Annotated in this window: 19 protein-coding genes and 1 pseudogene; 9 read left to right on the top strand and 11 right to left on the bottom strand. The window is 60.8% G+C overall.

Features of this window, described 5'->3' with window-relative positions:
- Positions 1–50: 50 nt before the first annotated feature.
- Complete coding sequence (locus tag QRN31_RS27930) at positions 51–911, bottom strand: CAP domain-containing protein (RefSeq protein ID WP_285435908.1); 861 nt, start codon at positions 909–911, stop codon at positions 51–53.
- Positions 912–1117: 206 nt separating this feature from the next.
- Here QRN31_RS27930 and QRN31_RS31715 point away from each other — a divergent pair.
- Together QRN31_RS31715 and QRN31_RS31720 are read left to right on the top strand one after the other, a co-directional pair.
- Positions 1118–1894, top strand: a pseudogene (locus tag QRN31_RS31715) (HAMP domain-containing protein); the annotation flags it as partial.
- Between the two features lie 132 nt (positions 1895–2026).
- Entirely contained in the window at positions 2027–2752 is a 726-nt protein-coding gene (locus QRN31_RS31720; protein WP_502942528.1) for a methyl-accepting chemotaxis protein, read from the top strand.
- A 164-nt stretch (positions 2753–2916) separates the two neighbouring features.
- Here QRN31_RS31720 and ilvD read toward each other — a convergent pair whose 3' ends face one another.
- Positions 2917–4599 carry a dihydroxy-acid dehydratase gene (ilvD, locus tag QRN31_RS27940; protein ID WP_285435910.1) on the bottom strand — a complete coding sequence of 561 codons (1683 nt, stop codon included), beginning with the start codon at positions 4597–4599 and terminating at the stop codon, positions 2917–2919.
- Between the two features lie 88 nt (positions 4600–4687).
- The gene (locus QRN31_RS27945) at positions 4688–5590 is read right to left on the bottom strand and encodes a LysR family transcriptional regulator (protein ID WP_285435911.1); all 903 of its coding nucleotides are present in this window, start codon (positions 5588–5590) and stop codon (positions 4688–4690) included.
- A gap of 129 nt (positions 5591–5719) precedes the next feature.
- Between QRN31_RS27945 and QRN31_RS27950 the strand changes: the two genes are divergently transcribed.
- A complete protein-coding gene (locus tag QRN31_RS27950; protein WP_285435912.1) occupies positions 5720–7123 on the top strand; it encodes an MFS transporter in 1404 nt (467 codons plus the stop codon).
- Positions 7124–7598: 475 nt separating this feature from the next.
- Here the strand turns inward: QRN31_RS27950 and QRN31_RS27955 are convergent, their stop codons facing one another.
- The 5 genes from QRN31_RS27955 to ribBA form a co-directional block, all read right to left on the bottom strand.
- Entirely contained in the window at positions 7599–8753 is a 1155-nt protein-coding gene (locus QRN31_RS27955; RefSeq protein ID WP_090183083.1) for an ABC transporter ATP-binding protein, read from the bottom strand.
- A gap of 17 nt (positions 8754–8770) precedes the next feature.
- Positions 8771–9580 carry an ABC transporter permease gene (locus QRN31_RS27960; protein ID WP_090183084.1) on the bottom strand — a complete coding sequence of 270 codons (810 nt, stop codon included), beginning with the start codon at positions 9578–9580 and terminating at the stop codon, positions 8771–8773.
- Positions 9581–9586: 6 nt separating this feature from the next.
- Positions 9587–10531: an ABC transporter permease gene (locus tag QRN31_RS27965; RefSeq protein WP_285435926.1), complete on the bottom strand. Its 945-nt coding sequence runs from the start codon at positions 10529–10531 to the stop codon at positions 9587–9589.
- Positions 10528–11553 (bottom strand): ABC transporter substrate-binding protein, encoded by a 1026-nt coding sequence (locus QRN31_RS27970; protein ID WP_285435913.1) that lies wholly within the window; start codon positions 11551–11553, stop codon positions 10528–10530. The genes QRN31_RS27965 and QRN31_RS27970 overlap by 4 nt, the downstream gene beginning before the upstream one ends.
- Before the next feature lie 273 nt (positions 11554–11826).
- Entirely contained in the window at positions 11827–12936 is a 1110-nt protein-coding gene (gene ribBA, locus QRN31_RS27975; protein ID WP_285435914.1) for a bifunctional 3,4-dihydroxy-2-butanone-4-phosphate synthase/GTP cyclohydrolase II, read from the bottom strand.
- A 70-nt stretch (positions 12937–13006) separates the two neighbouring features.
- Between ribBA and QRN31_RS27980 the strand changes: the two genes are divergently transcribed.
- The gene (locus tag QRN31_RS27980; protein WP_222586130.1) at positions 13007–13303 is read left to right on the top strand and encodes a DUF1330 domain-containing protein; all 297 of its coding nucleotides are present in this window, start codon (positions 13007–13009) and stop codon (positions 13301–13303) included.
- A gap of 621 nt (positions 13304–13924) precedes the next feature.
- Here the strand turns inward: QRN31_RS27980 and ppnN are convergent.
- On the bottom strand, positions 13925–15298 hold the full coding sequence (gene ppnN, locus QRN31_RS27985; RefSeq protein ID WP_285435915.1) for a nucleotide 5'-monophosphate nucleosidase PpnN: 1374 nt from the start codon (positions 15296–15298) through the stop codon (positions 13925–13927).
- Between the two features lie 211 nt (positions 15299–15509).
- On the opposite strand from ppnN, the gene QRN31_RS27990 reads away from it, so the two are divergent.
- Positions 15510–16037: a DUF3087 domain-containing protein gene (locus QRN31_RS27990; RefSeq protein WP_285435916.1), complete on the top strand. Its 528-nt coding sequence runs from the start codon at positions 15510–15512 to the stop codon at positions 16035–16037.
- A 151-nt stretch (positions 16038–16188) separates the two neighbouring features.
- The gene (locus QRN31_RS27995; RefSeq protein ID WP_285435917.1) at positions 16189–17766 is read left to right on the top strand and encodes a sensor domain-containing diguanylate cyclase; all 1578 of its coding nucleotides are present in this window, start codon (positions 16189–16191) and stop codon (positions 17764–17766) included.
- A 2-nt stretch (positions 17767–17768) separates the two neighbouring features.
- Here QRN31_RS27995 and QRN31_RS28000 read toward each other — a convergent pair whose 3' ends face one another.
- Both QRN31_RS28000 and QRN31_RS28005 read right to left on the bottom strand, forming a co-directional pair.
- Positions 17769–18686, bottom strand: a complete 918-nt coding sequence (locus QRN31_RS28000; RefSeq protein WP_285435918.1) for a LysR family transcriptional regulator — start codon at positions 18684–18686, stop codon at positions 17769–17771.
- Between the two features lie 22 nt (positions 18687–18708).
- Positions 18709–19083 (bottom strand): DUF2784 domain-containing protein, encoded by a 375-nt coding sequence (locus tag QRN31_RS28005; RefSeq protein ID WP_285435919.1) that lies wholly within the window; start codon positions 19081–19083, stop codon positions 18709–18711.
- Positions 19084–19230: 147 nt separating this feature from the next.
- On the opposite strand from QRN31_RS28005, the gene QRN31_RS28010 reads away from it, so the two are divergent.
- Genes QRN31_RS28010 through QRN31_RS28020 form a run of 3 tightly spaced genes read left to right on the top strand, consistent with a single transcriptional unit; the run spans position 19231 to position 20456 of the window.
- Positions 19231–19929 (top strand): AzlC family ABC transporter permease, encoded by a 699-nt coding sequence (locus tag QRN31_RS28010; protein WP_285435920.1) that lies wholly within the window; start codon positions 19231–19233, stop codon positions 19927–19929.
- Positions 19929–20240 carry an AzlD domain-containing protein gene (locus tag QRN31_RS28015; RefSeq protein ID WP_162830874.1) on the top strand — a complete coding sequence of 104 codons (312 nt, stop codon included), beginning with the start codon at positions 19929–19931 and terminating at the stop codon, positions 20238–20240. The genes QRN31_RS28010 and QRN31_RS28015 overlap by 1 nt, the downstream gene beginning before the upstream one ends.
- A 60-nt stretch (positions 20241–20300) precedes the next feature.
- The gene (locus tag QRN31_RS28020; protein WP_285435921.1) at positions 20301–20456 is read left to right on the top strand and encodes a hypothetical protein; all 156 of its coding nucleotides are present in this window, start codon (positions 20301–20303) and stop codon (positions 20454–20456) included.
- Positions 20457–20603 lie beyond the last annotated feature (147 nt).

Consider the following 20603-nt stretch of genomic DNA (forward strand, 5'->3'; position numbering starts at 1 on the left):
GCGGCTGTTTCTCGTTGTTCCGCTTATCGGCGCCGTCCATGACTGCGGTCTTACGGCGCCCCAAACAGCATCGTCCAATAAACCCCTTCATCGCTGCGCGCATCCGCTGCATACGCGGCGCCCACTTGAGTAAACATCGGATTCATCAGGTTGGCGCAATGCCCGGGGCTGGCCAGCCAGCCTGCCATGGCCTTGCCCGGTGAGCTCTGCCCGGCGGCGATGTTTTCGCCTATCTGCCGGCCACGGTAGCCGGCCGCTCTTGCTCGATCAGCCGGCATATCACCGTCGGGGTCGCGGTGCGCAAAATAATTACCATAAGCCATCGCCTTGCTGTGCCCCTGCGCTGCGGCACCGAGGGCGGCGTTCCAGCTTAGTGGTCGGGCGGCGGCAAAGCGCTGGCCACCGCACATCCGTGGCTTGGCTCGCGCGGCATTGACCTCGGCCAACAGGGCCTTGCTCGCCGAGCGCGTATCACCCACGCGGCTATCGAGAACGGGTTGCGCCAGCACGATCTGCCATTCGTTTCGGGCGCGGCTGACGCCAATGTCGGCGTACTGGTTATCGAGCAAGGCCCCGCAGTATTCGTCCTCAAACAGATCGAAAGCCTCATCGGCATCCTGTGCGCCGACCACCCGCAGGGTGCGCACCGTCACTGCCGCGTAGCCGGAAGCCTTCAACCCATCCCGCAAACCGCCGCGATAACCAATCGGCAGCGCCAGGTTCTGTTTCAGTGACAGCGGCGACAAGCGCTGTGCCGGGCGTCTGTTGCAGTGTTGCGGGTGGGCGCGGTAATCGTTGATGGCTTCCACCAGTTGTCGTTCCCCGCTGGCATGGGCGGGACTGGCAAACAGGGGGATCAAAGGCATGAAGCAGAGCGAAATGAAGCGCAAGGCGAGGGCAGTTGGGCGCATGAGGCGGACAGCTCAGGTCAGAAGACAAGGGTAATGGGAATTCACGGCTCGCCTAAGACTGGCGTTTAAGCACTAGGTTCACGAGGTACAGCGGCAAATTTTCGTCGCAAACGGGCCTGTACCTACCGCATGTCGCAAAACACTGAAAGTCCGGCTCAAGGCTTCAATAAGCGGTTGGCGGCGCCGATAACGTGTTCATAAAAGCGATGTGCCCAGAGGACTACACCGTGTCGATAAAATTACGCTTGTTGTTGCTGATTGGTACGAGCTTGCTCACCGCGTTGATCGTGAGCCTGGTCAGTTATGTGGGAAACACCCGGATGGCTGAAGCAGTGAAGGACAACGAGGTCAGCATGACCGCGCTGCGCAATCACCTTGAAGCCGACATGATGCACGACGCGCTGCGCGCCGATGTGTTGTCGGCGATGCTGGTCGGGCTGGGAAAAAGCACCAGCACCAAGGCTGAGGTGCACACTTCCATCGAGGAACATGCGGCGCATTTCCGGGAGGTGCTGGGTGAAAACCTCAAGCTGCCGGTCAACGACACCATCATGGCGGGCCTGAACAAGGTCAAACCGAGCCTCGACACCTACATCAGTGCCGCCGAGCGTATCGTCGCGCAGGCGCTGGACAATCCGGATTCGGCGCAAAAGGAACTCGGCAGCTTCAATACCGCGTTCAGTCAGCTTGAAGAGCAGATGGCTGCCCTTAGCGAGCTGATCGAAACCAACACCCAACAGACCAGCCAAGGCACCCAACACGCGATCAACAGTGCCAATTTCACTTTGGGCATCGTGCTGGTTGCGAGTCTGTTGTTGCTGCTGATCCAGGGACGCTGGGTGATTTCGAGCATCATGGCGCCGTTGCAGACCGCCAGCCGGATCGCCGAAAGCATCGCCCATGGCAACTTGAGCGAGCCGATTGTCGAGCCCACCCATAAGGACGAAGCCAGCGCGCTGATTCGCAGCCTAGCGACCATGCAGCGCGACCTGCGCGGCATGATCGAGGTGGTTCGCAGCAACGCACACGGCGTGAGCGGCATGAGCGTGCAACTGAGCAGCGGTTGCCACCAGGTGGCCGACAGCAGCCAGCAGCAAAGCGTCGCAGCCAGCACCATGGCCGCAGCCGCCAGTGAAATGACCGCGAGCATCGAGGAAATCACCCGGCATGCCGAGCGGGCGCTGAACATGGCCAACCAGGCCGAGGCACTGGCCAAGGATGGCGGCCGGGTGATTCATCAGGTGGTCAACGACATGGACGGCATTGCGCGTTCGGCGCAGCAGTCAGCCCAGGTGATTCGCACGCTGGACAAGGAGTCGGAGGGTATTTTCAGCATCATTCAGGTGATCAAGGGCATCGCCGATCAAACCAACCTGCTGGCGCTGAACGCCGCCATCGAGGCCGCCCGTGCCGGTGAGCAGGGCCGTGGTTTTGCCGTGGTGGCTGACGAAGTACGCAGTCTGGCAGGGCGCACCAGCGCCTCCACCCAGGAAATTGCCAGCATGGTCTCGCGCATCCAGCAGAGCACCCGCGAGGCGGTGACCAGCATGGAGGCCGGCGTGGCACAGGTCGATAAAGGCATGGCCGTGACCGCCGACGTCGAACGCGCCATCCGCGAAATCCTCGAAGCCACGCTCAATACCACTCAGCTGGTCAACGACATCACCCGCACGATTGGCGAGCAGAGCCTGGCCAGCAACGAAATCGCCCATCAGGTGGACATGATTGCCGGCATGTCCGAAGGCAACAGCAAGGTCATCGGCAAGACCGCCTCGACGACTGATGAACTGTCGACGCTGGCGGGCAAGCTGTCGCAATCGGTGGACCGGTTCCGGCTTTGAGGTGTGTGCCGATCAGTTGATTTTCGGTGATTGTGAGGGCCTCTTCGCGGGCAAGCCCGCTCCCACAGGGGGCTTGCGCCGTTCACAAATCCAGTGTGGGAGCGGGCTTGCCCGCGAATGCGCCAGATCTGACGGTGCAGAACTAAAGGCCCTGCGCCAATTCCCTAAAGGTATTTGTCCGTCACCGCGCCTTCCGAGGCGCTGGACACGGTTTTCGCGTATTTGGCCAACACCCCGCGCTTGTATTTGGATTCCGGGCGCACCCAGCGGGTCTTGCGCTCGGCCAGCACGGCATCGGTGACATCCACCGTGATCTGCCGGGTTTCGGCGTCGATGGTGATTGTGTCGCCGTCTTCAATCAACGCGATCGGCCCGCCATCGAAGGCTTCCGGGGTGATGTGCCCCACCACGAAACCGTGGGAACCACCGGAAAAGCGTCCGTCGGTGATCAGCGCAACGTCCTTGCCCAAGCCTTTGCCCATGACCGCCGAGGTCGGCGAAAGCATTTCGCGCATGCCCGGCCCGCCCTTGGGGCCTTCGTAGCGAATCACGATCACATCGCCTGCCTTGACCTCGCCATTGAGAATCCCGGCCAGCGCGCCTTCCTCGCCGTGATACACGCGCGCCGAGCCCTGAAAACGCAGACCTTCCTTGCCGGTGATCTTCGCCACGGCGCCGGTGGGCGAGAGGTTGCCGCGCAGCACCACCAGGTGCGAGTCCTTTTTGACCGGCTGATCGAACGGCAGGATCACGTCCTGACCGGCGGGATAATCGGGCACGTTCGCCAGGTTTTCCGCCAGGGTCTTGCCGGTCACCGTCAGCACATCTCCATGCAGCATGCCGGCGGCGAGCATGCGTTTCATCAGCGGCTGGATACCGCCGATGGCGACCAGCTCGCTCATCATGTATTTGCCGCTGGGGCGCAGATCGGCGACCACCGGGGAAATCTTGCCCAGTTCTACGAAATCGTCCAGCGTCAGCTCGACATCCACCGCATGGGCCATTGCCAGCAAGTGCAGCACGGCATTGGTCGAGCCGGCGAGGGCGATGACCACGCGAATGGCGTTCTCGAAGGCTTTGCGGGTCATGATGTCGCGCGGTTTGAGGTCCAGTTTGAGCAGCTCCATGACCTGCTGGCCGGCGCGGAAACTGTCTGAGGCTTTGTCGCTGCCGACCGCGTCCTGAGAGCTGGACCCCGGCAGGCTCATGCCCAATGCTTCTATAGCCGAGGCCATGGTGTTGGCCGTGTACATGCCGCCGCAGGAGCCGGGGCCGGGAATCGCCACTTCCTCGATCTGCTTGACCTGAATCTCGTTGATATCGCCGCGCGCATTCTGGCCCACGGCTTCGAACACGGAAATGATGTCGGTGTGCCCGGCGCCCGGGCGGATGGTGCCGCCGTAGACAAAGATCGATGGGCGATTCAGGCGCGCCATCCCGATCAGGCAGCCCGGCATGTTCTTGTCACATCCGCCCACGGTCACCAGGCCGTCAAAGCCTTCGCAACCGGCCACCACCTCGATGGAGTCGGCGATGACCTCGCGCGACACCAGGGAATACTTCATGCCTTCGGTGCCATTGGCGATGCCGTCGGAAATGGTGATGGTGTTGAAAATCACCCCTTTGGCACCGGCGGCATTCGCGCCTTTTTCGGCTTCGATGGCCAGTTTGTCGATGTGCATGTTGCACGGGGTGACCATCGCCCACGTGGAGGCGATGCCGATCTGCGGCTTCTTGAAATCTTCGTCGGTGAAACCCACCGCGCGCAGCATGGAGCGGCCGGGGGCGCGTTCCACGCCGTCGACCACTTGAGAGGAGTATTTACGCAGCGTGTCTTTGTCGCTCATGACGTTCCCTCATATCCAGATCGCTAGCCTGACCGGTGTGGTCTGAAGCAACCGATTGAGTCTAGTCCTGCAGGCCACAAAAATCAGTTCAAGGTTCCTGGAATCCTGCGCACACCTCACGAATGCAGCCGCGCAACCATTGATGCGCGGCATCGGCGTCCATTCGCGGGTGCCAGAGCATGGAAATCGTAATCGTCGGCGTGGCCACCGGCAGAGGGAAACAGTGCAGGCCGGCGCGTAGATTGTGCGTGTGACGTTCCGGCACCGTCGCGATCAGGTCCGAGGCCCGGGCCAGCGCCAGCGCCGCAGAAAAGCCGCCGACAATCGTGACGATCTCCCGCACCAGGCCTAGGGGTTTCAAGGCATCATCCATCGGCCCTTGGTCCCGTCCGCGTCGCGACACCAGAACGTGCTTGCCGGACGCATAACGGGCGGGCGTGATCTTGCCCTTGCTCAGTGCATGCCCCATGCGGACGACGCCGATGAACCGGTCCTGGTACAAGGCGCGGGTGCGCACCTCCGGGCTGGTGGTGTCGCCGACCACGCCCGTTTCCAGATCGACCGTTCCCTCACGCAGCAGCGTGCTGTCCTGGTTGAGCTTCTGCAAGAAGTGCAGGCGCACGCCGGGGGCTTCATCGCCGAGGCGGGCAATCAATGCCGGGCCGAAGTTCTCGACGAAACCGTCACTGGTGCGCAGCGTGAACGTGCGCACCAGTTGTTTGAGGTCGAGCTGCTCGGCAGGGCGCAAGACCGCTTCGGCGTCCTGCACCAATTGGCTGACTTGTTCACGCAATTGCAGCGCGCGGGGTGTCGGCACCAGGCCGCGCCCGGCCCGGACCAGCAACGGGTCGCCGGTGGTTTCACGCAACCGCGCCAACGCCCGGCTCATCGCCGAAGGGCTCAGGCGCAAGCGCTGGGCGGCGCGCGCCACACTGCCTTCGGTGAGCAGCGCATCGAGGGTAATCAGCAGGTTCAGGTCGGGAGTCGTCATGCATCAACGTTAGCACGGTTGTCGCTGACATGGCGTCGCGTGCAGGTATTCAGTGCAAGGCGTGCGTCTTCCGCCCTGTCATCCGCAGGCATACGCTGAAGGTCAACTTTTCATCAGTGGCCAAAACCCATGAAACTCATGACGCAATCAGGTTCGGTGCGCTGGGCGCTCGCCAGCCTTTGCCTGTCGATGTTGATGCCGTCGCTCGACACCAGCATCGCCAATGCCGGCTTGCCGACGTTGGCCCAGGCACTCGAGGCTTCTTTTCAGCAAGTGCAGTGGATTGTCCTGGCTTACCTGCTCGCGATCACCACGTTGATCGTCAGCGTCGGCCGGCTCGGTGACCTCATCGGTCGGCGACGTTTGATGCTGTCGGGCATTGTCATTTTCACAGTGGCGTCGCTGGCGTGTGGTCTGGCGCCGACGCTATGGTGGCTGGTCGCGGCCCGGGCGGTGCAGGGCCTCGGGGCGGCGATCATGTTGGCGCTCACCGTGGCATTCGTCGGCGAGACCGTGCCCAAAGCACAGACCGGCAGCGCCATGGGCTTGCTCGGCACGATGTCGGCAATCGGCACCACGCTGGGCCCCTCGCTCGGCGGCCTGCTGATCTCGGGCTTTGGCTGGCAGGCGATTTTTCTGGTCAACCTGCCATTGGGCGTCTTGAACGGGGTCCTCGCGTTTCGCTACCTGCCCACCGATCGCCCCATGCCAAAGGCACAACGAGCCGGGTTCGACGTTGCCGGCACGCTGGTCCTGGCGCTGACACTCGGCGCCTACGCGTTGGCGATGACCTGGGGCGGCGGCGAATGGGGTTCGCTCAACCTTGTGTTGCTGCTGATGGCAATGGCCGGCAGCGCGATTTTCCTGTTCGTCGAGGCAAAGGTGGCATCGCCACTGATCAAACTGGCGCTGTTCCGGGACCGAGGCTTGTGCGCGAGCCTGGCCATGAGCCTGCTGGTCTCGACCGTGATGATGGCGACACTGGTGGTCGGGCCGTTCTACCTCTGCGCAACGCTAGGGTTAAGGGCTGCGCTGGTCGGACTCGCCTTGTCAGTCGGCCCGTTGGTCGCCGCGCTGGCAGGCGTCCCCGCCGGGCGCCTGGTCGACCGATTTGGCGCGCAACGCATGACCGTCTCCGGACTGACCTGCATGGTGCTTGGTGCCTGCGTATTAGCGACGATGCCGACAGGTTTCGGCGTCCTCGGCTACCTCACGCCCATCGCAGTCATCACCGCCAGCTACGCACTGTTCCAGGCGGCCAACAACACACGGATCATGACCGGCATCAGCCCCGACCAGCGAGGCGTCATTGCCGGCCTGCTCAGCCTGTCGCGCAACTTGGGGCTCATCACCGGAGCCTCCGTCATGGGCGCAATCTTTGCGCTCGCCACATCCGCCAGTGACATCACGCGAGCAGCGCCAGAGGCTGTTGCCAACGGCATGACAATCACCTTCGCGGTAGCGGCAGGGCTTTTAATCCTGGCACTCGCCATCGCATTACCAGCCCTGAAAAGTGAACCCATACCCGCCTAAATGCGAATGCAACAGCAACAGCAACAGCATCGCGAGCAGGCTCACTCCTACACAAAGCAGATCGGCGCAACGCTGTTGCTCCTCACCACTCATCAGGTCGAGCGTTAGCTCGCCTTCAGCTTTTGATCTTGATGCACACGCCCCCTCGAAAGGCCGAGCGCAGGTTCTGCGCAGTGGGCAACCCGGCATGGATGCCGGGTTAGCCGCCCCCGGCCATGGATGGCCGATGGCGGCGGGCCCACGGAGCAGGACCGGAGCGAGGGCATGCCGAGCCTTAGCGAGGCACCGAACGTCAGGGGCAAAAGCGCTTGGTTACTTGGCGCTCTTCCAAGTGACCCGCCGTAAGGGCGGAACCAATATCCGCCATCACAAAAAAAACGGATATGCCCCCAAACAAAACCAAAAAAAAGGGCCACCACAACCCTACGTTGCAGCGACCCGAGGGTGACGCTATGTAATACGGCCCAGCCGAAAATCAGTGAGCCCCGGCCGCCTTGTTCAAATCACTCTCAGCCCACTCGGTATACACACAAGCATCCGCAGTAGCCCAACGCACACGAACCGGATCCCCCGTCTTGAGCGGCATACCCGCAGCAGACAGCGCTTTCACAGTCATCGAAGTCCCACCCAGCGTCTTGACGGTGCACGTCTGGCTTTCACCCAGAAACAACACCTCACCGACAATCGCCGACACCTCATTCCAGCCCGCCGCCAGAGGCTCACGAGCCGCTTGCTCAACACTCAACGCCAACGCCTTCTCCGGACGCACCATCAGCAGCACATCCTGATCGATCTGCAACCCGGCAGTCAGGCGAATCGACAGCGACTGCCCTTCAAACGAAGCCACTGCATTGCCCTGAGCCTTCAGCTTGAGGAAGTTCGAGTTGCCGAGGAACGACGCGACAAACGCATTCGGCGGGTTCTGATACAAATCAAAACCACTGCCCAGCCCGACGATCTTCCCATGGCTGAAAATCGCAATGCGCTGAGACAAACGCATGGCTTCTTCCTGATCGTGGGTCACGTAGACGATGGTGATGCCCAGGCGCCGGTGCAGCTGGCGCAGCTCGTCCTGCAAATCTTCACGCAGTTTCTTGTCGAGCGCGCCGAGCGGTTCGTCCATCAGCAAAATACGTGGCTCATACACCAGCGCTCGCGCAATGGCGACCCGTTGCTGCTGGCCACCGGAGAGTTGCGAAGGGCGGCGATGGGCGAACTGTTCCAGTTGCACCAGCTTGAGCATGGCATCGACCCGACGTTCGCGCTCGGCGGCGGGCAGCTTGCGGATGGCCAGCGGGAACGCGATGTTGTCGCGTACCGACAAATGTGGGAACAGCGAGTAACGCTGGAACACCATTCCAATGTCGCGCTTGTGCGGCGGCACGTTGACCAGCGATTGGCCATTGACCAGGATCTCGCCGCTGCTCGGGGTTTCGAAGCCGGCGAGCATCGACAGCGTTGTACTTTTACCCGAGCCGCTGGAGCCGAGGAAGGTGAGGAATTCACCGTCCTTGATGTCCAGCGAGATGTCGTCCACGGCGGCAAATTCGCCGTAGTACTTGTTCAAGTTGCGCAGGCTTACCAGGGGTTGGTCACTGTGTTGGGCGGAATCTTTGATCACTGCACTCATGTCGTACTCCTGGGCGCTCAGGCGCTGATTTCATTGCGCCGGCGAACGGCGGCGGCGATCACCATGACCAATACCGAGAGGCCGATCAGCAACGTCGAAGCGACGGCGATCACAGGCGTCAGGTCCTGGCGCAGGGTGGTCCACATTTTCACGGGAAGGGTTTGCAGGGTCGGGCTGGCCATCATCACGCTCAGCACCACTTCATCCCACGAGACAAGAAAGGCGAAGAGGGCGCCGGCCACCATGCCTGGGCGGATCGCCGGGAAGGTCACCTTGAACACCGCTTGCAGGCGTGAGGCCCCGCAAATCACGGCGGCATCTTCAATCGACTGATCGAACAGCTTCAGCGAATTGATGATCGAGATGATGGTGAACGGCAACGCGACAATCACGTGGCTGACGACGAAGGCAAACATCGTCCCGGTATAGCCGAGCTTGAGAAACAGCGCGTACACCGCCACGGCAATGATCACCAGCGGCACGATCATCGGCAGGGTGAACAAGCCGTAAAGCATTTCCCGACCGGGGAAGCGTCCGCGCACCAGTGCAAACGCGGTGGGCAAGCCCAGCGCCACGGCGAAGAAGGTGGTCAGCACCGCGACCTTGAGACTGGCCACGGCAGCGTTCATCCAGTCGGCATTGGAGAAGAACTGGCCGTACCACTTCAGCGTCCAGCCCGGTGGCGGGAATACCAGCCACTGGGAGGAGCCGAAGGACAGCAACACGATGAACACGATCGGCAGCAGCAGGAACAGCGCGATCAGCCCGGTCGTGAAGTACAGGCCGAAGCGCATGCGCCGGCTCATGGCATTGGGAGTCAGTAGCATGATGGCTTACCTCGCGTTGCTGGCGCCAACCGGGGATTCCGGCTGAAGCTTCAGGTAGAAGTAGAACAACACCAGCGTGATCACGATCAGCAACGCGGCACCGGCGCTCGCCAGGCCCCAGTTGAGGAAGGATTGCACCTGTTGAATGATGAATTCGGGCAGCATCATGTTCTGCGCACCGCCGAGCAAAGCCGGGGTGACGTAGTACCCGAGCGACATCACAAACACCATCAGTCCACCGGAAAACAGCCCCGGCCGGCACAGCGGCAGGAACACCCGGAAGAAGTTGGTCCAGGGACTGGCACCGCAGATCGAACCGGCTTGCAGGATCATCGGATCGATGGCCTGCATGGTCGCCTGCAGCGGCAGGACGATGAACGGAATCATGATGTAGCTCATGCCGATCACTACGCCGGTGAGGTTATGCACCATTTCCAGCGGTTGATCGATGATGCCCATCGCCATCAGTGCCTTGTTGATCACCCCTGAGGCTTGCAGCAGCACCAGCCAGGAATAAGTGCGGGCGAGGAGGCTGGTCCACATCGACAGCAGCACGATGTTAAGAATCCAGCGCCCCCAGCCACGTGGCACCAGGGTGATGGCCCACGCCAGTGGGAAACCCAGCAGCAGGCTGAACAGCGTCACCAGGCCGGCCACGGAGAAGGTGTTGAGCAAGACCCGGGCATACGCCGAGTTGGCGAACAACTGCTCGTAATTGCCAAGGCCCGGAACGGGCTCCAGCACACCACGCAGCAACAGGCCGATCAGCGGCGCCAGGAAGAACAGGCCCAGAAACAGCAGGGCCGGAATCAGGTTGCTCGCACCGCGCCAGCGCTGCGCCAAGGACGCAGATTGCTTGCGCACAGCGGCCTTGCCGGGAACTGCCCCGGCAGCGCCAGCGGCGCTCCCGGGTTTGGTTGCTGGAGAGGAAGCTGTTGCCGCCATTTTCATTTGACCAGCCATTCGTTCCACCGTGTCGCGATGGCCGGACCGTTCTTGGCCCAGTACGCGAAATCAAGAGTGATTTGATCCTTGACGTAGGCAGTCGGCAGGTTAGGCGCCAGCACCGAATCCAGGCGTGCCACGCTGTCGACGTTGACTGGCGCATAGGCGGTCAGGTTGGAGAAGTCGGCCTGTCCTTTGGCGCTGCTCGCGTTGGCCAGGAACTTCATGGCCGCTGCCTTGTTTTTCGTGCCTTTAGGCACGACCAGGATGTCGGCCATGACCAGGTTCTGTTTCCAGCTCACACCCACCGGCGCGCCATCTTCTTGCAGGGCGTGAATTCGGCCGTTCCAGAACTGGCCCATGCTCGCTTCACCCGAGGCCAGCAACTGTTGCGACTGTGCACCACCGCCCCACCAGACGATGTCTTTCTTGATGGTGTCGAGTTTCTTGAAGGCCCGGTCCAGGTCAAGCGGATAGAGCTTGTCGGCAGGCACGCCGTCGGCCAGCAGCGCGAGTTCGAGCACGCCAGGGCTTGGCCATTTGTAGAGGGCACGTTTGCCGGGGTAAGTCTTGGTGTCGAACAGTGCGGACCAGTCTTGAGGTTTGCTGGCGCCGAGCTTGCTTTCGTTGTAACCCAGGACAAAGGAGAAGAAGAACGAACCGACGCCGTAATCGGAAACAAACCGCGGGTCGATTTTGTCGCGCTGGATCACCGAAAAATCGAGGGGTTCGAGCAAGCCTTCGGAAGCGGCGCGCAGGGCGAAGTCGGCTTCGACGTCAACCACGTCCCATTGCACGTTGCCGCTTTCGACCATGGCTTTGAGTTTGCCGTAGTCGGTTGGGCCGTCCTGGACCACCGTGACGCCGCTGGCTTTGCTGAACGGATCGGCCCAGGCCTGCTTCTGTGCGTCCTGGGTGCTACCGCCCCAACTGACGAAGTTGACGCTTTCAGCCGCAATGGCCGCGTGACTGACCGTGGCCAGTAAACCCGCGAACAGTACTGCGGTTGCACGTTTGTTCAACACCATTTTCACGCCCTCATTTGTTGTGTTTTTGAGCGGGCTTGGTAATGCCCGCCTATCGGGAGCAGTAGGTCCATCTGGTCTCTAACGGCGACCGTGCCAAGGGCTGTTATGGGTGCTTTCCCTGTCGGGGGCACTTGGCTGAAGCGTCCGGTCTATGGAATATCATATTATGGTATTCCAAACTTTGTGCAAGCACTTTGCCTTACCGGCCATCAGCCAAAAGCGGGTTTTTTCCGTCAGGCCGCCCTGTGGTGGCGACCTGCGGCGGGTCTACGGTTATCCAGTGAACGGAATGCTCTCGACGACTTCCAGGTCGTAACCGGTCAAGCCTGCGTATTTGAGCGGCGGGCCAAGGTGACGCAACTTGCCCACGCCGAGGTCTTGCAGAATTTGTGCCCCGGTCCCTACTTCAGAATAGATGCGCGATTGCGAACGGCTGAACTGACGGGGCGCCTGGGTCAATTGCGGCACCCGTTCGAGCAAGGCCTGGGACGATTCATGATTGGCCAGCACCACCACCACGCCGCAGCCTTCGGCCGCCACCCGTTGCAAGGCTGCCCATAACGTCCAGTTGGAAGGACCGCTGTATTCGGCGCCCACCAGGTCCCGCAACGGGTCGATTACATGCACGCGCACCAGCGTCGGTTCGTTGCGTTGCGGGTTGCCCATGACCATCGCCATGTGAACGCCGCCTTCAATGCGGTCTTCAAACGTAATCAGGCGGAAAGTACCGTGCACCGTGGGCAGTTCACGCTCACCGATTCGCACCACGGTGTGTTCAGTGCTGAGGCGGTAGTGGATCAGGTCGGCGATGGTGCCGATCTTGATTCCATGCTTGCGCGCGAAGACTTCCAGGTCGGGGCGTCGCGCCATGGTGCCGTCGTCGTTCATGACTTCGACGATCACCGAGGCGGGCGTGAAACCGGCCAGGCGGGCGAGGTCGCAGCCGGCCTCGGTGTGCCCGGCGCGGGTCAGCACACCACCTTCCTTGGCGCGCAATGGAAAGATGTGGCCTGGCTGCACCAGATCAGCCGGAACGGCGTCGACGGCAACGGCTGCGGCCACTGTCCGTGCGCGGTCGGCGGCGGAAATGCCGGTGGTCACTCCGACGGCAGCTTCGATGGAGACGGTAAACGCGGTGCTGAACACGCTGCCGTTGCTTGGCACCATCTGTTCCAGTCCGAGCCGCTGGCAGTGGTCGTCGGTCAAGGTCAGGCAGATCAGGCCGCGGGCCTCTCGCGCCATGAAGCTGATGGCTTGCGGTGTGCAGCAGTCGGCGGCGAGCAGCAGGTCGCCTTCGTTTTCCCGGTCCTCATCGTCAACCAGCAGCACCATCTTGCCGAGTCGATAGTCTTCGATAATTTCTTCGATGCTGTTGAAGGCCATGTTGGGTTCTCAGTGTTTGGTGGGAATGTAATGTGGTATACCATAATACAAAATAAACCGAGAGGTCACTATGAAGGCGTACTGGATTGCTCATGTTGATGTCACTGATCCCGATCAATACAGCCAATACACCCAGCGGGCGCCGGCGGCTTTTGCGCTGTACGGCGGGCGGATGTTGGCGAGGGGCGGGCGTAGCGAAGCGATGGAAGGCCGGCCGACGCCGCAACGCAGCGTGGTGATTGAATTTGATTCGTATGAGCAGGCGCTGGCTTGCTATCACAGCGAGCAGTATCAGGAGGCGAAACGGCACCGTGAGGGCGTGGCGCGGGCTGAGGTGATTATTGTCGAGGGTGTGGCGCCGGTTTGATTTGTGGCGGTGTCCACGGAGTTTGGCTTGGTTGCCGGCTGAGTTATGTGGATGTACTCAGGACCATTGTGGGAGTGAGCCTGCTCGCGATGGCGGCCTGGTAGCCGACCATTTTTTTTTTGGGTGCACATATCCATTGCTGCGGTAACGGCGGCTATTGGTTCCGCCCTGACGGCGGGTCACTTGGAAGAGCGCCAAGTAACCAAGCGCTTTTGCCCCTGACGTTCGGTGCCTCGCCTAGGCTCGGCATGCCCTTGCTCCGGTCCTGCTCCGTGGGCCCGCCGCCATCGGCCATCCATGGCCGGGGGCGGCTAACCCGGCATCCATGCCGGGTTGCCCACTGCGCAGAACCTCCACTCGGCCTCTCGAGGCGGCGGTGCATCGAGATCAAGAGCTGCAAGCGAGCTACCGCTCGGCTTGTTGAGTGGTGAAGGGCAAAAGCCTTGTGCCGATCCGCTGTTTTGTGGGAGTGAGCCTGCTCGCGATGGCGTACTCACCGGCGACAGAGAGCTCGGAGGGGCGCCATCGGCAAGTCAAACCGCCGCAGCCTCTTGCAGAGGCAATTGCGGCAGTTTGTCAGTTCGTTGGTTGTCGTTCCCGCGCGAGTGCGGGAACAGTTTTTTATGAGACGACTTGATAGCACGGCACATAGGCCGCGCCACCCGGGAGTTTCATCCGGTGTTGGGCCACAAAAGCCTTGAGCAGTTGATCCAGCGGTTTCATCACGCCGACATCGCCACGGATCTGGTAAGGACCGTGTTTCTCGATCAAGCGGATGCCTTTGTCCTTGACGTTGCCGGCGACGATGCCGGAGAAGGCGCGGCGCAGGTTGGCCGCCAGTTCGTGGGCGGGCAGGTCGCGGCTGAGTTTGAGGTTGGCCATGTTTTCGTGGGTCGGGTCGAACGGGCGCTGGAAGCCTTCGTCGATTTTCAGCAGCCAGTTGAAATGGAAGGCGTCATTGCGCTCGCGACGGAATTGTTTGACCGCTTTGAGGCCTTGAGTCATGTGCCGTGCGACTTCAGCCGGGTCGTCGATGATGATTTGGTAATGCTGCTTGGCCGCTTCACCCAACGTTGCGCCGACGAACGCGTCCAGTTGCTCCAGATACGGCGCCGCATGTTTGGGCCCTGTGAGGACCACGGGGAAGGGCAGGCCTGCATTGTCCGGGTGCATCAGGATGCCGAGCAGGTACAGGAACTCTTCGGCCGTGCCGGCGCCGCCCGGGAAAATGATGATGCCGTGGCCGACACGGACAAACGCTTCCAGGCGTTTTTCGATGTCCGGCAGAATCACCAGTTCGTTGACGATCGGGTTTGGCGCTTCGGCGGCGATGATGCCCGGCTCGGTCAGGCCCAGGTAGCGGCCGCCGTGGATGCGCTGCTTGGCGTGGGCGATGGTTGCGCCTTTCATCGGGCCTTTCATCACGCCGGGACCGCAACCGGTGCAGATATCCAGGCTGCGCAGGCCCAGTTCATGGCCGACTTTCTTGGTGTATTTGTATTCTTCAGTGTTGATCGAGTGGCCGCCCCAGCACACCACGATCTTGGGCTCGACGCCGGGACGCAGGGTGCGGGCATTGCGCAGCAGGTGGAATACGTAATCGCTGATGCCCTGGGAGTTGCTCAGGTCGATGCGCTGGCTGTCGAGTTCGTTTTCGGTGTAGACGATATCGCGCAGGGCGCTGAACAGCATTTCCCGGGTGCTGGCGATCATTTCGCCATCGACGAAGGCGTCGGCCGGTGCGTTCAGCAGTTCCAGACGCACGCCGCGGTCTTGCTGGTGGATGCGGATTTCGAAGTCTTTATAGGCTTCTAGGATGGTCTTGGCGTTATCAACATGGGCGCCGGTATTGAGGATGGCCAGGGCGCACTGGCGGAAGAGGGTGTAGATGCTGCCGGTTCCGGCTTCACTCAGTTGTTGGACTTCACGTTGAGAGAGGGTTTCCAGGCTGCCTTTAGGGCTGACGGAGGCGTTGATTACATGGCGTTGGGTCATTCAATGATCCTTAAAACGATGCCACTCATACAGGCAAATGGCATCCGAATAGTATGTATCCATGAAAGAAGATGGCACGAACTGCGCTGTATCGCCATTTCCCCGTTTGACGATGAAAAGATGAAAAGGAGCCTCAGCATAGCTAAATCCTGCGCAGGGGCGATAATGCCCCGCAGTCTTTTTGCCCTCCGACCCAAGGAAACCCGACGCAATGTTCGAAATCCAGCCGATGAACGCCGAACGCTTTCGACAACAGACACGGCGCAGCACGGTGATTATTGCCCTGATTTTCCTGGCGCTGGCAATGGTGCTGTCCACGGCGGCGGTGGCGCTGTTCGGTGAGCCCGGCGGCGACAATCTGCGGTTTAACGTCGGCGGGGTGTTTGTCTCGGTGCTGCTGATGGCGGCGCTGATGCGCGGCAAATTCTGGAGCCAGGACTGGATGGCGCCGGCGGTCTACGGCTGGCGGCTCAAGCGCAGCCTGATGAGTATCACCAACATCATGCACCAGGTCACGGCGGCGGTGGAGCAGGGTGATCCGACGGCCATGAAGCTGTTGCGCTTCTACCATCTGGGCCTGAACCAGATGCATGAGCTGGACGGCAACTCCAGCGACCACAGCCAGTTGACCCGTGAAATGGATCAACACAAGGCGCGGATGGAAGCGCTGGGTATCGACACTCAACAAACGCAGTTGGATCCGGCCTGGCTTGAGGCAATGAAACCGCTGTCGCGATAAATCGGTGGCGTAGGCACAAACCGCACCATTGGCTCTGGGGTATCGGGGAAGTGAAGGTTAGGCTGAATCCGGCAAATCACCTATCTTGTTGAGATGCCATTGCACGGGCGAACAGGAACATTCGCCCTGTCATCAGGAGCCAGGGAACGTCATGGGGCATCCGTCCATTAAAGACCGAATTGAAAATACCGTCACCGCTGCGCCTTGGCTGCCCGATCTGGTTGACTCTCGATTCAGGGTCCGACACGCGGTGCTGCTGCTCGTGGCGGTGTGTCTGTCCATGACCGCAATTGCGACTTGGGAAGCCTGGAACTCGCGCCAGTACCATTTGCATGACAAAGAAGTGGCGATGTCCAACCTTGCGCAGACCTTGGCGTCGCAAGCGCGAGCGTCGATCAAGCAGGCTGATACGCTGCTGTTCACCTTGGTTGATCGTCTCGAAAACGACGGCATGGACCCGGCTCGGCTCCCCAGGTTGCAACGTTTGCTCAGCGCTCAGCGCAGCGAGTTGCCCCAGCTCCATGGCCTGTTCGTATTTGACGAAGAAGGGCGCTGGGTGGCCAATTCCAATGGCGCGCAGGTGCCGGGCGCAAACAATTCCGACCGCGAGTATTTCATCTTCCATCGTGATCATCCTGACCGTGGGCCGCATATCGGGCCGGCGATCAAAAGCCGGTCGAGCGGCGAATGGATCATGACTGTGTCGCGCCGGATCAACCACCCGGATGGCCGCTTCGCCGGGGTGGCGCTGGCGACGATCTATCTCAGCCATTTCCTTGAGCTTTACGACAGTATCGACATGGGCAGCAATGGCGTGATCAACCTCATTGCCGACGATGCCAGTATCATTGTTCGACGGCCGTTCAAAGAGTCGGAGGTCGGTGCCAGCCTCGCCAATGGCCCGCTGTTTACCCAACTGTTGCCCGGCGCCAGTTATGGCACGGCAACGGTCAAGTCCTATCTGGACGGTGTTGAACGGGTGGTCGGGTTTCGACGGGTCGATGGTTATCCGCTGATCATTTTCGTAGCGCTCGACAAGGAAGAGGTCCTGGCGGGCTGGCGTCAAGAGACCGCGTTGAGCGCGGGCATCGTGCTCTTGCTGCTGATGTTTCTGGGAGGGTTGGGTTATCGCCTCATTCGTTTCATGAAACAGCAGAATCATATTCAGGGCGTCTTGCTCGATGCGCGGGAAAAGCTGATCGAGGTCAATCGCAGCCTGGAACTGCTGGCGCTCGAAGACGCCTTGACCGGTCTTTCCAATCGACGACAGTTCGACCTGTTTATCCTGGCGGAAATGGGCCGTGCCCGACGCACCCAGACCCACCTTGCCCTGCTGATGATCGATGTCGATCACTTCAAGAATTTCAATGACCGTTACGGTCATGTGGCCGGTGATGAGTGTCTGCGTAATATCAGCGCGATCATCCAGGACAACATCAAGCGTCCTGGGGATCTTCCCGCCCGTTATGGCGGCGAGGAATTTACCGTTGTGCTGCCCGGCACCGACTATGTCGGTGCGTTTCTGGTGGCCGAAAAAATCCGCCGCGCGGTTCAGCAAGCCAACATCGAACACAACGAAAGCCCGGAGGGGATGGTGACGGTCAGTGTGGGGGTTTGTGCCTATGACATGGCCTTGCAAGAGTCGCCCGACGACCTGATCGGCGCGGCGGACAAGGCCTTGTATGTGGCCAAGACCAGCGGGCGCAACATGAGTGTGATTGCCAACTGATTTCAAACGAACCGGTCGATGCCCTGGACCAGTTGTGTGGACAAGTACGATTGCTTGAGTTTTTCCAGCCACCAGCCCAAGGCACGGCCGTCATGATCGCCGCGCCAGCCAGCATAGAGAATGTTCGGTTCCCGTGGATCGGCCATCTGCTTCTCGATCAGCGCGCCGTTTTTCAGGAGCGAGCCGACCCGGTGCTTTGGCAGCCACCCCACGCCAAGGCCATCGCGTTGAGCGAGGATTTTTGCGCGCATGGTCGGCACGGCGAGCACGGGTTGCCCACCGGAGACGCCGTACGTGCTGCCTTCCGTGGCCCGAGACGAGTCGGCGACGACAATCGCCTGGTGCTGCGCCACCATCGCCCGTGAAATCGGCTCCTTGGCCTTGGCCAGCGGGTGCTTCGGCGAAACGGCGAACACCCATTCCATTTCACCCAATTGCATCCAGCGCAGGCTGGGGATGGCCGGCGGTTCGTTGGTGGCGCCGATGATCAGGTCCGCGCGCCCCTCGCGCAGGGCTTCCCACACGCCTTTGAGCACTTCCTGGGTAATGCGCAGCGGCACGCCGGACTTCAGCGCGTCGAACTCGTGAATCACTGGAATCAGGGTGTCGAACTCAAGCAATTCGTCGGTGACGATCCACAATCGACTCTCCCAGCCATTGGCCACTTGTTGCACCCGTTGGGTCAGCCGAGCGACATCCTGCATCAGCCGCGCCGCTTCATTGACCAGCAACTCCCCGGCCGGGGTGAGTTGTAACCGGTAGCGACGCCGGTCAAAGAGCAAGGCATCGAAGCGCTCCTCCAGTTGCCGCGCGGCGTAGGACACGGTCGACGGTGCCTTGCCCAAGTGAGCCGCCGCCCGCGACAGGCTGCCGGTTTCGCGGATGGCTTGGAGCAACGTCAGGTCTTCGATCGACAGCATGTTTCACATCCTCGGCGGTGTTTCAGGCGGTCCGGCGTAACTTCCACAACTTGAACAGCCGAAGATAGACCAATACGTTGACCGCCAACACCACGCTGCCCAGTGCCAATTGAATCGCCGGCGTGAGCCCGGCGGGATAGATCACGGGCCACACGTAGTGCTCGATGAATCCACCGCCGTAACCGGTTTGTCCGGCGGCAAGGCGCATGCGGTTTTCCCACTCGGTCAGCGGACACGTCAGGTGCAAGACTTCCACGCTCACCCCCCACGCCACAGCGGGCAGATGCCCCCAGATCAGCGGGCGCCACTTGAGCACCAGCAGCCCGCCGAACAGCACGAAGAGTATGAACAACAGGTGAAACAGCACCAGTCCATCGGCGGCTATCCGGTAAAGCATGTCGACTCCCTCACGCGTTTTGCCAATGGCTCCATGCTACTCGGTTGCATAGCTGACAGCGGCTTGTCCGCAAGTGCGCAAGATTGTTCAAGCCTTCGGTCGTAGCGGCTGGCACAGTTGCAAGTCTTTCCCTGGCTGTAGAGCGTTATGTCGAACTCACTCATGCCACGCAGTGCCTTTCTTCGCGGCGCCGTAGCGATCATGCCGTTGTCCCTGGCGACCGCGCCCTGGGGACTGTTGGCCGGCTCCATGGCCATCGAGGCCAATCTCACGCCCCTGCAAGGCCAGGGATTGTCGAGCATCGTGTTCGCCGGTGCCGCGCAGCTGGTGGCCATCGGCATGCTCAAGGGCGGTGCCGGGATTTTCTCGATTCTGCTGACCACGCTGTTACTCACCTCGCAGCATTTGCTGTACGGCATGAGCATGCGTTCGGTGATTTCCCCGCTGCCGGGTCGCTGGCGTGTGGGACTGGGCTTTTTGCTCACCGATGAATTGTTCGCCCTGACCAGTCAACATGACCGACAACAGTTCAATCGCTGGTATGCCCTGGGCGTGGGCCTGACGTTTTATGTCGCCTGGAACCTGTTCACCTTGGCTGGCATCGTGCTGGGCAGCAGCATTCCGGGGCTTGAGCACCTGGGGCTGGACTTCTCGATCGCAGCGACCTTCATTGCCTTGATCACCCCCGTGGTGCGCAATGTTCCGACGGTGATTTGCGTGGCGGTTTCGTTGTTTTGTTCGGTGTTGTTCAGCTATTGGCAGTGGGGCTCGGCGCTGGTGCTGGCGGGGTTGGCGGGCATGACGGCAGGCTTTGTCTGCAACAAACTTTACGGGGGGCGTACATGATGGTCTGGGCGGTGATTATCGGGATGGGCGTGCTCGTCTTTCTCAACCGTTACGTGTTCCTCGAACCGCGACTGCCGGTCCGGCTGAGCAGCAATGCTCGGCAGTTCCTCGGTTTTGCCGTGCCGGGGATGTTGACCGCGATTTGCGGGCCTATTGTGTTCATGCCGGACAAACAACTGAATCTGCAGTGGGACAATCCCTACCTGATCAGTTCGCTGGTGGCGGTGGGGCTGGTGCTGTACACCCGTAATACCTTGCTCAGCATGCTGTTGAGCATGGGCTTCTTCTTTTTGCTGCGCTGGTGGCTCTGAGTCGGGGGCTGGAAATTGTTCTACGCTTAAAGGTGGATCCCTTCAGGCAGTGAGGTGAGTATGGCCAATGACCCTAAGCGTGCAGACTTGGATGAAGAGGAAGATGAACCCACGGAAGAAGAGATCAAACGTCAGGAGCGTACGAGACAGGATTGGAAGCATGATGAAAGCCGAGAACTGTCAGACCGCGACGAAGAGCGTCCGCTGAAGCCCTGACTCCACAGCAAAATCTCTGCGTAAGAGCGTAATGTTTTGGGGATGGGATTGAGATTGGGGGCATATCCGTTTCTGCGGTAACGGCGGCTGTTGGTTCCGCCCTGACGGCGGGTCACTTGGAAAAGCCCCAAGTAACCAAGGGCTCTT

It is taken from the genome of Pseudomonas sp. fls2-241-R2A-110 (genome assembly GCF_030209165.1).
GTDB lineage: Bacteria > Pseudomonadota > Gammaproteobacteria > Pseudomonadales > Pseudomonadaceae > Aquipseudomonas.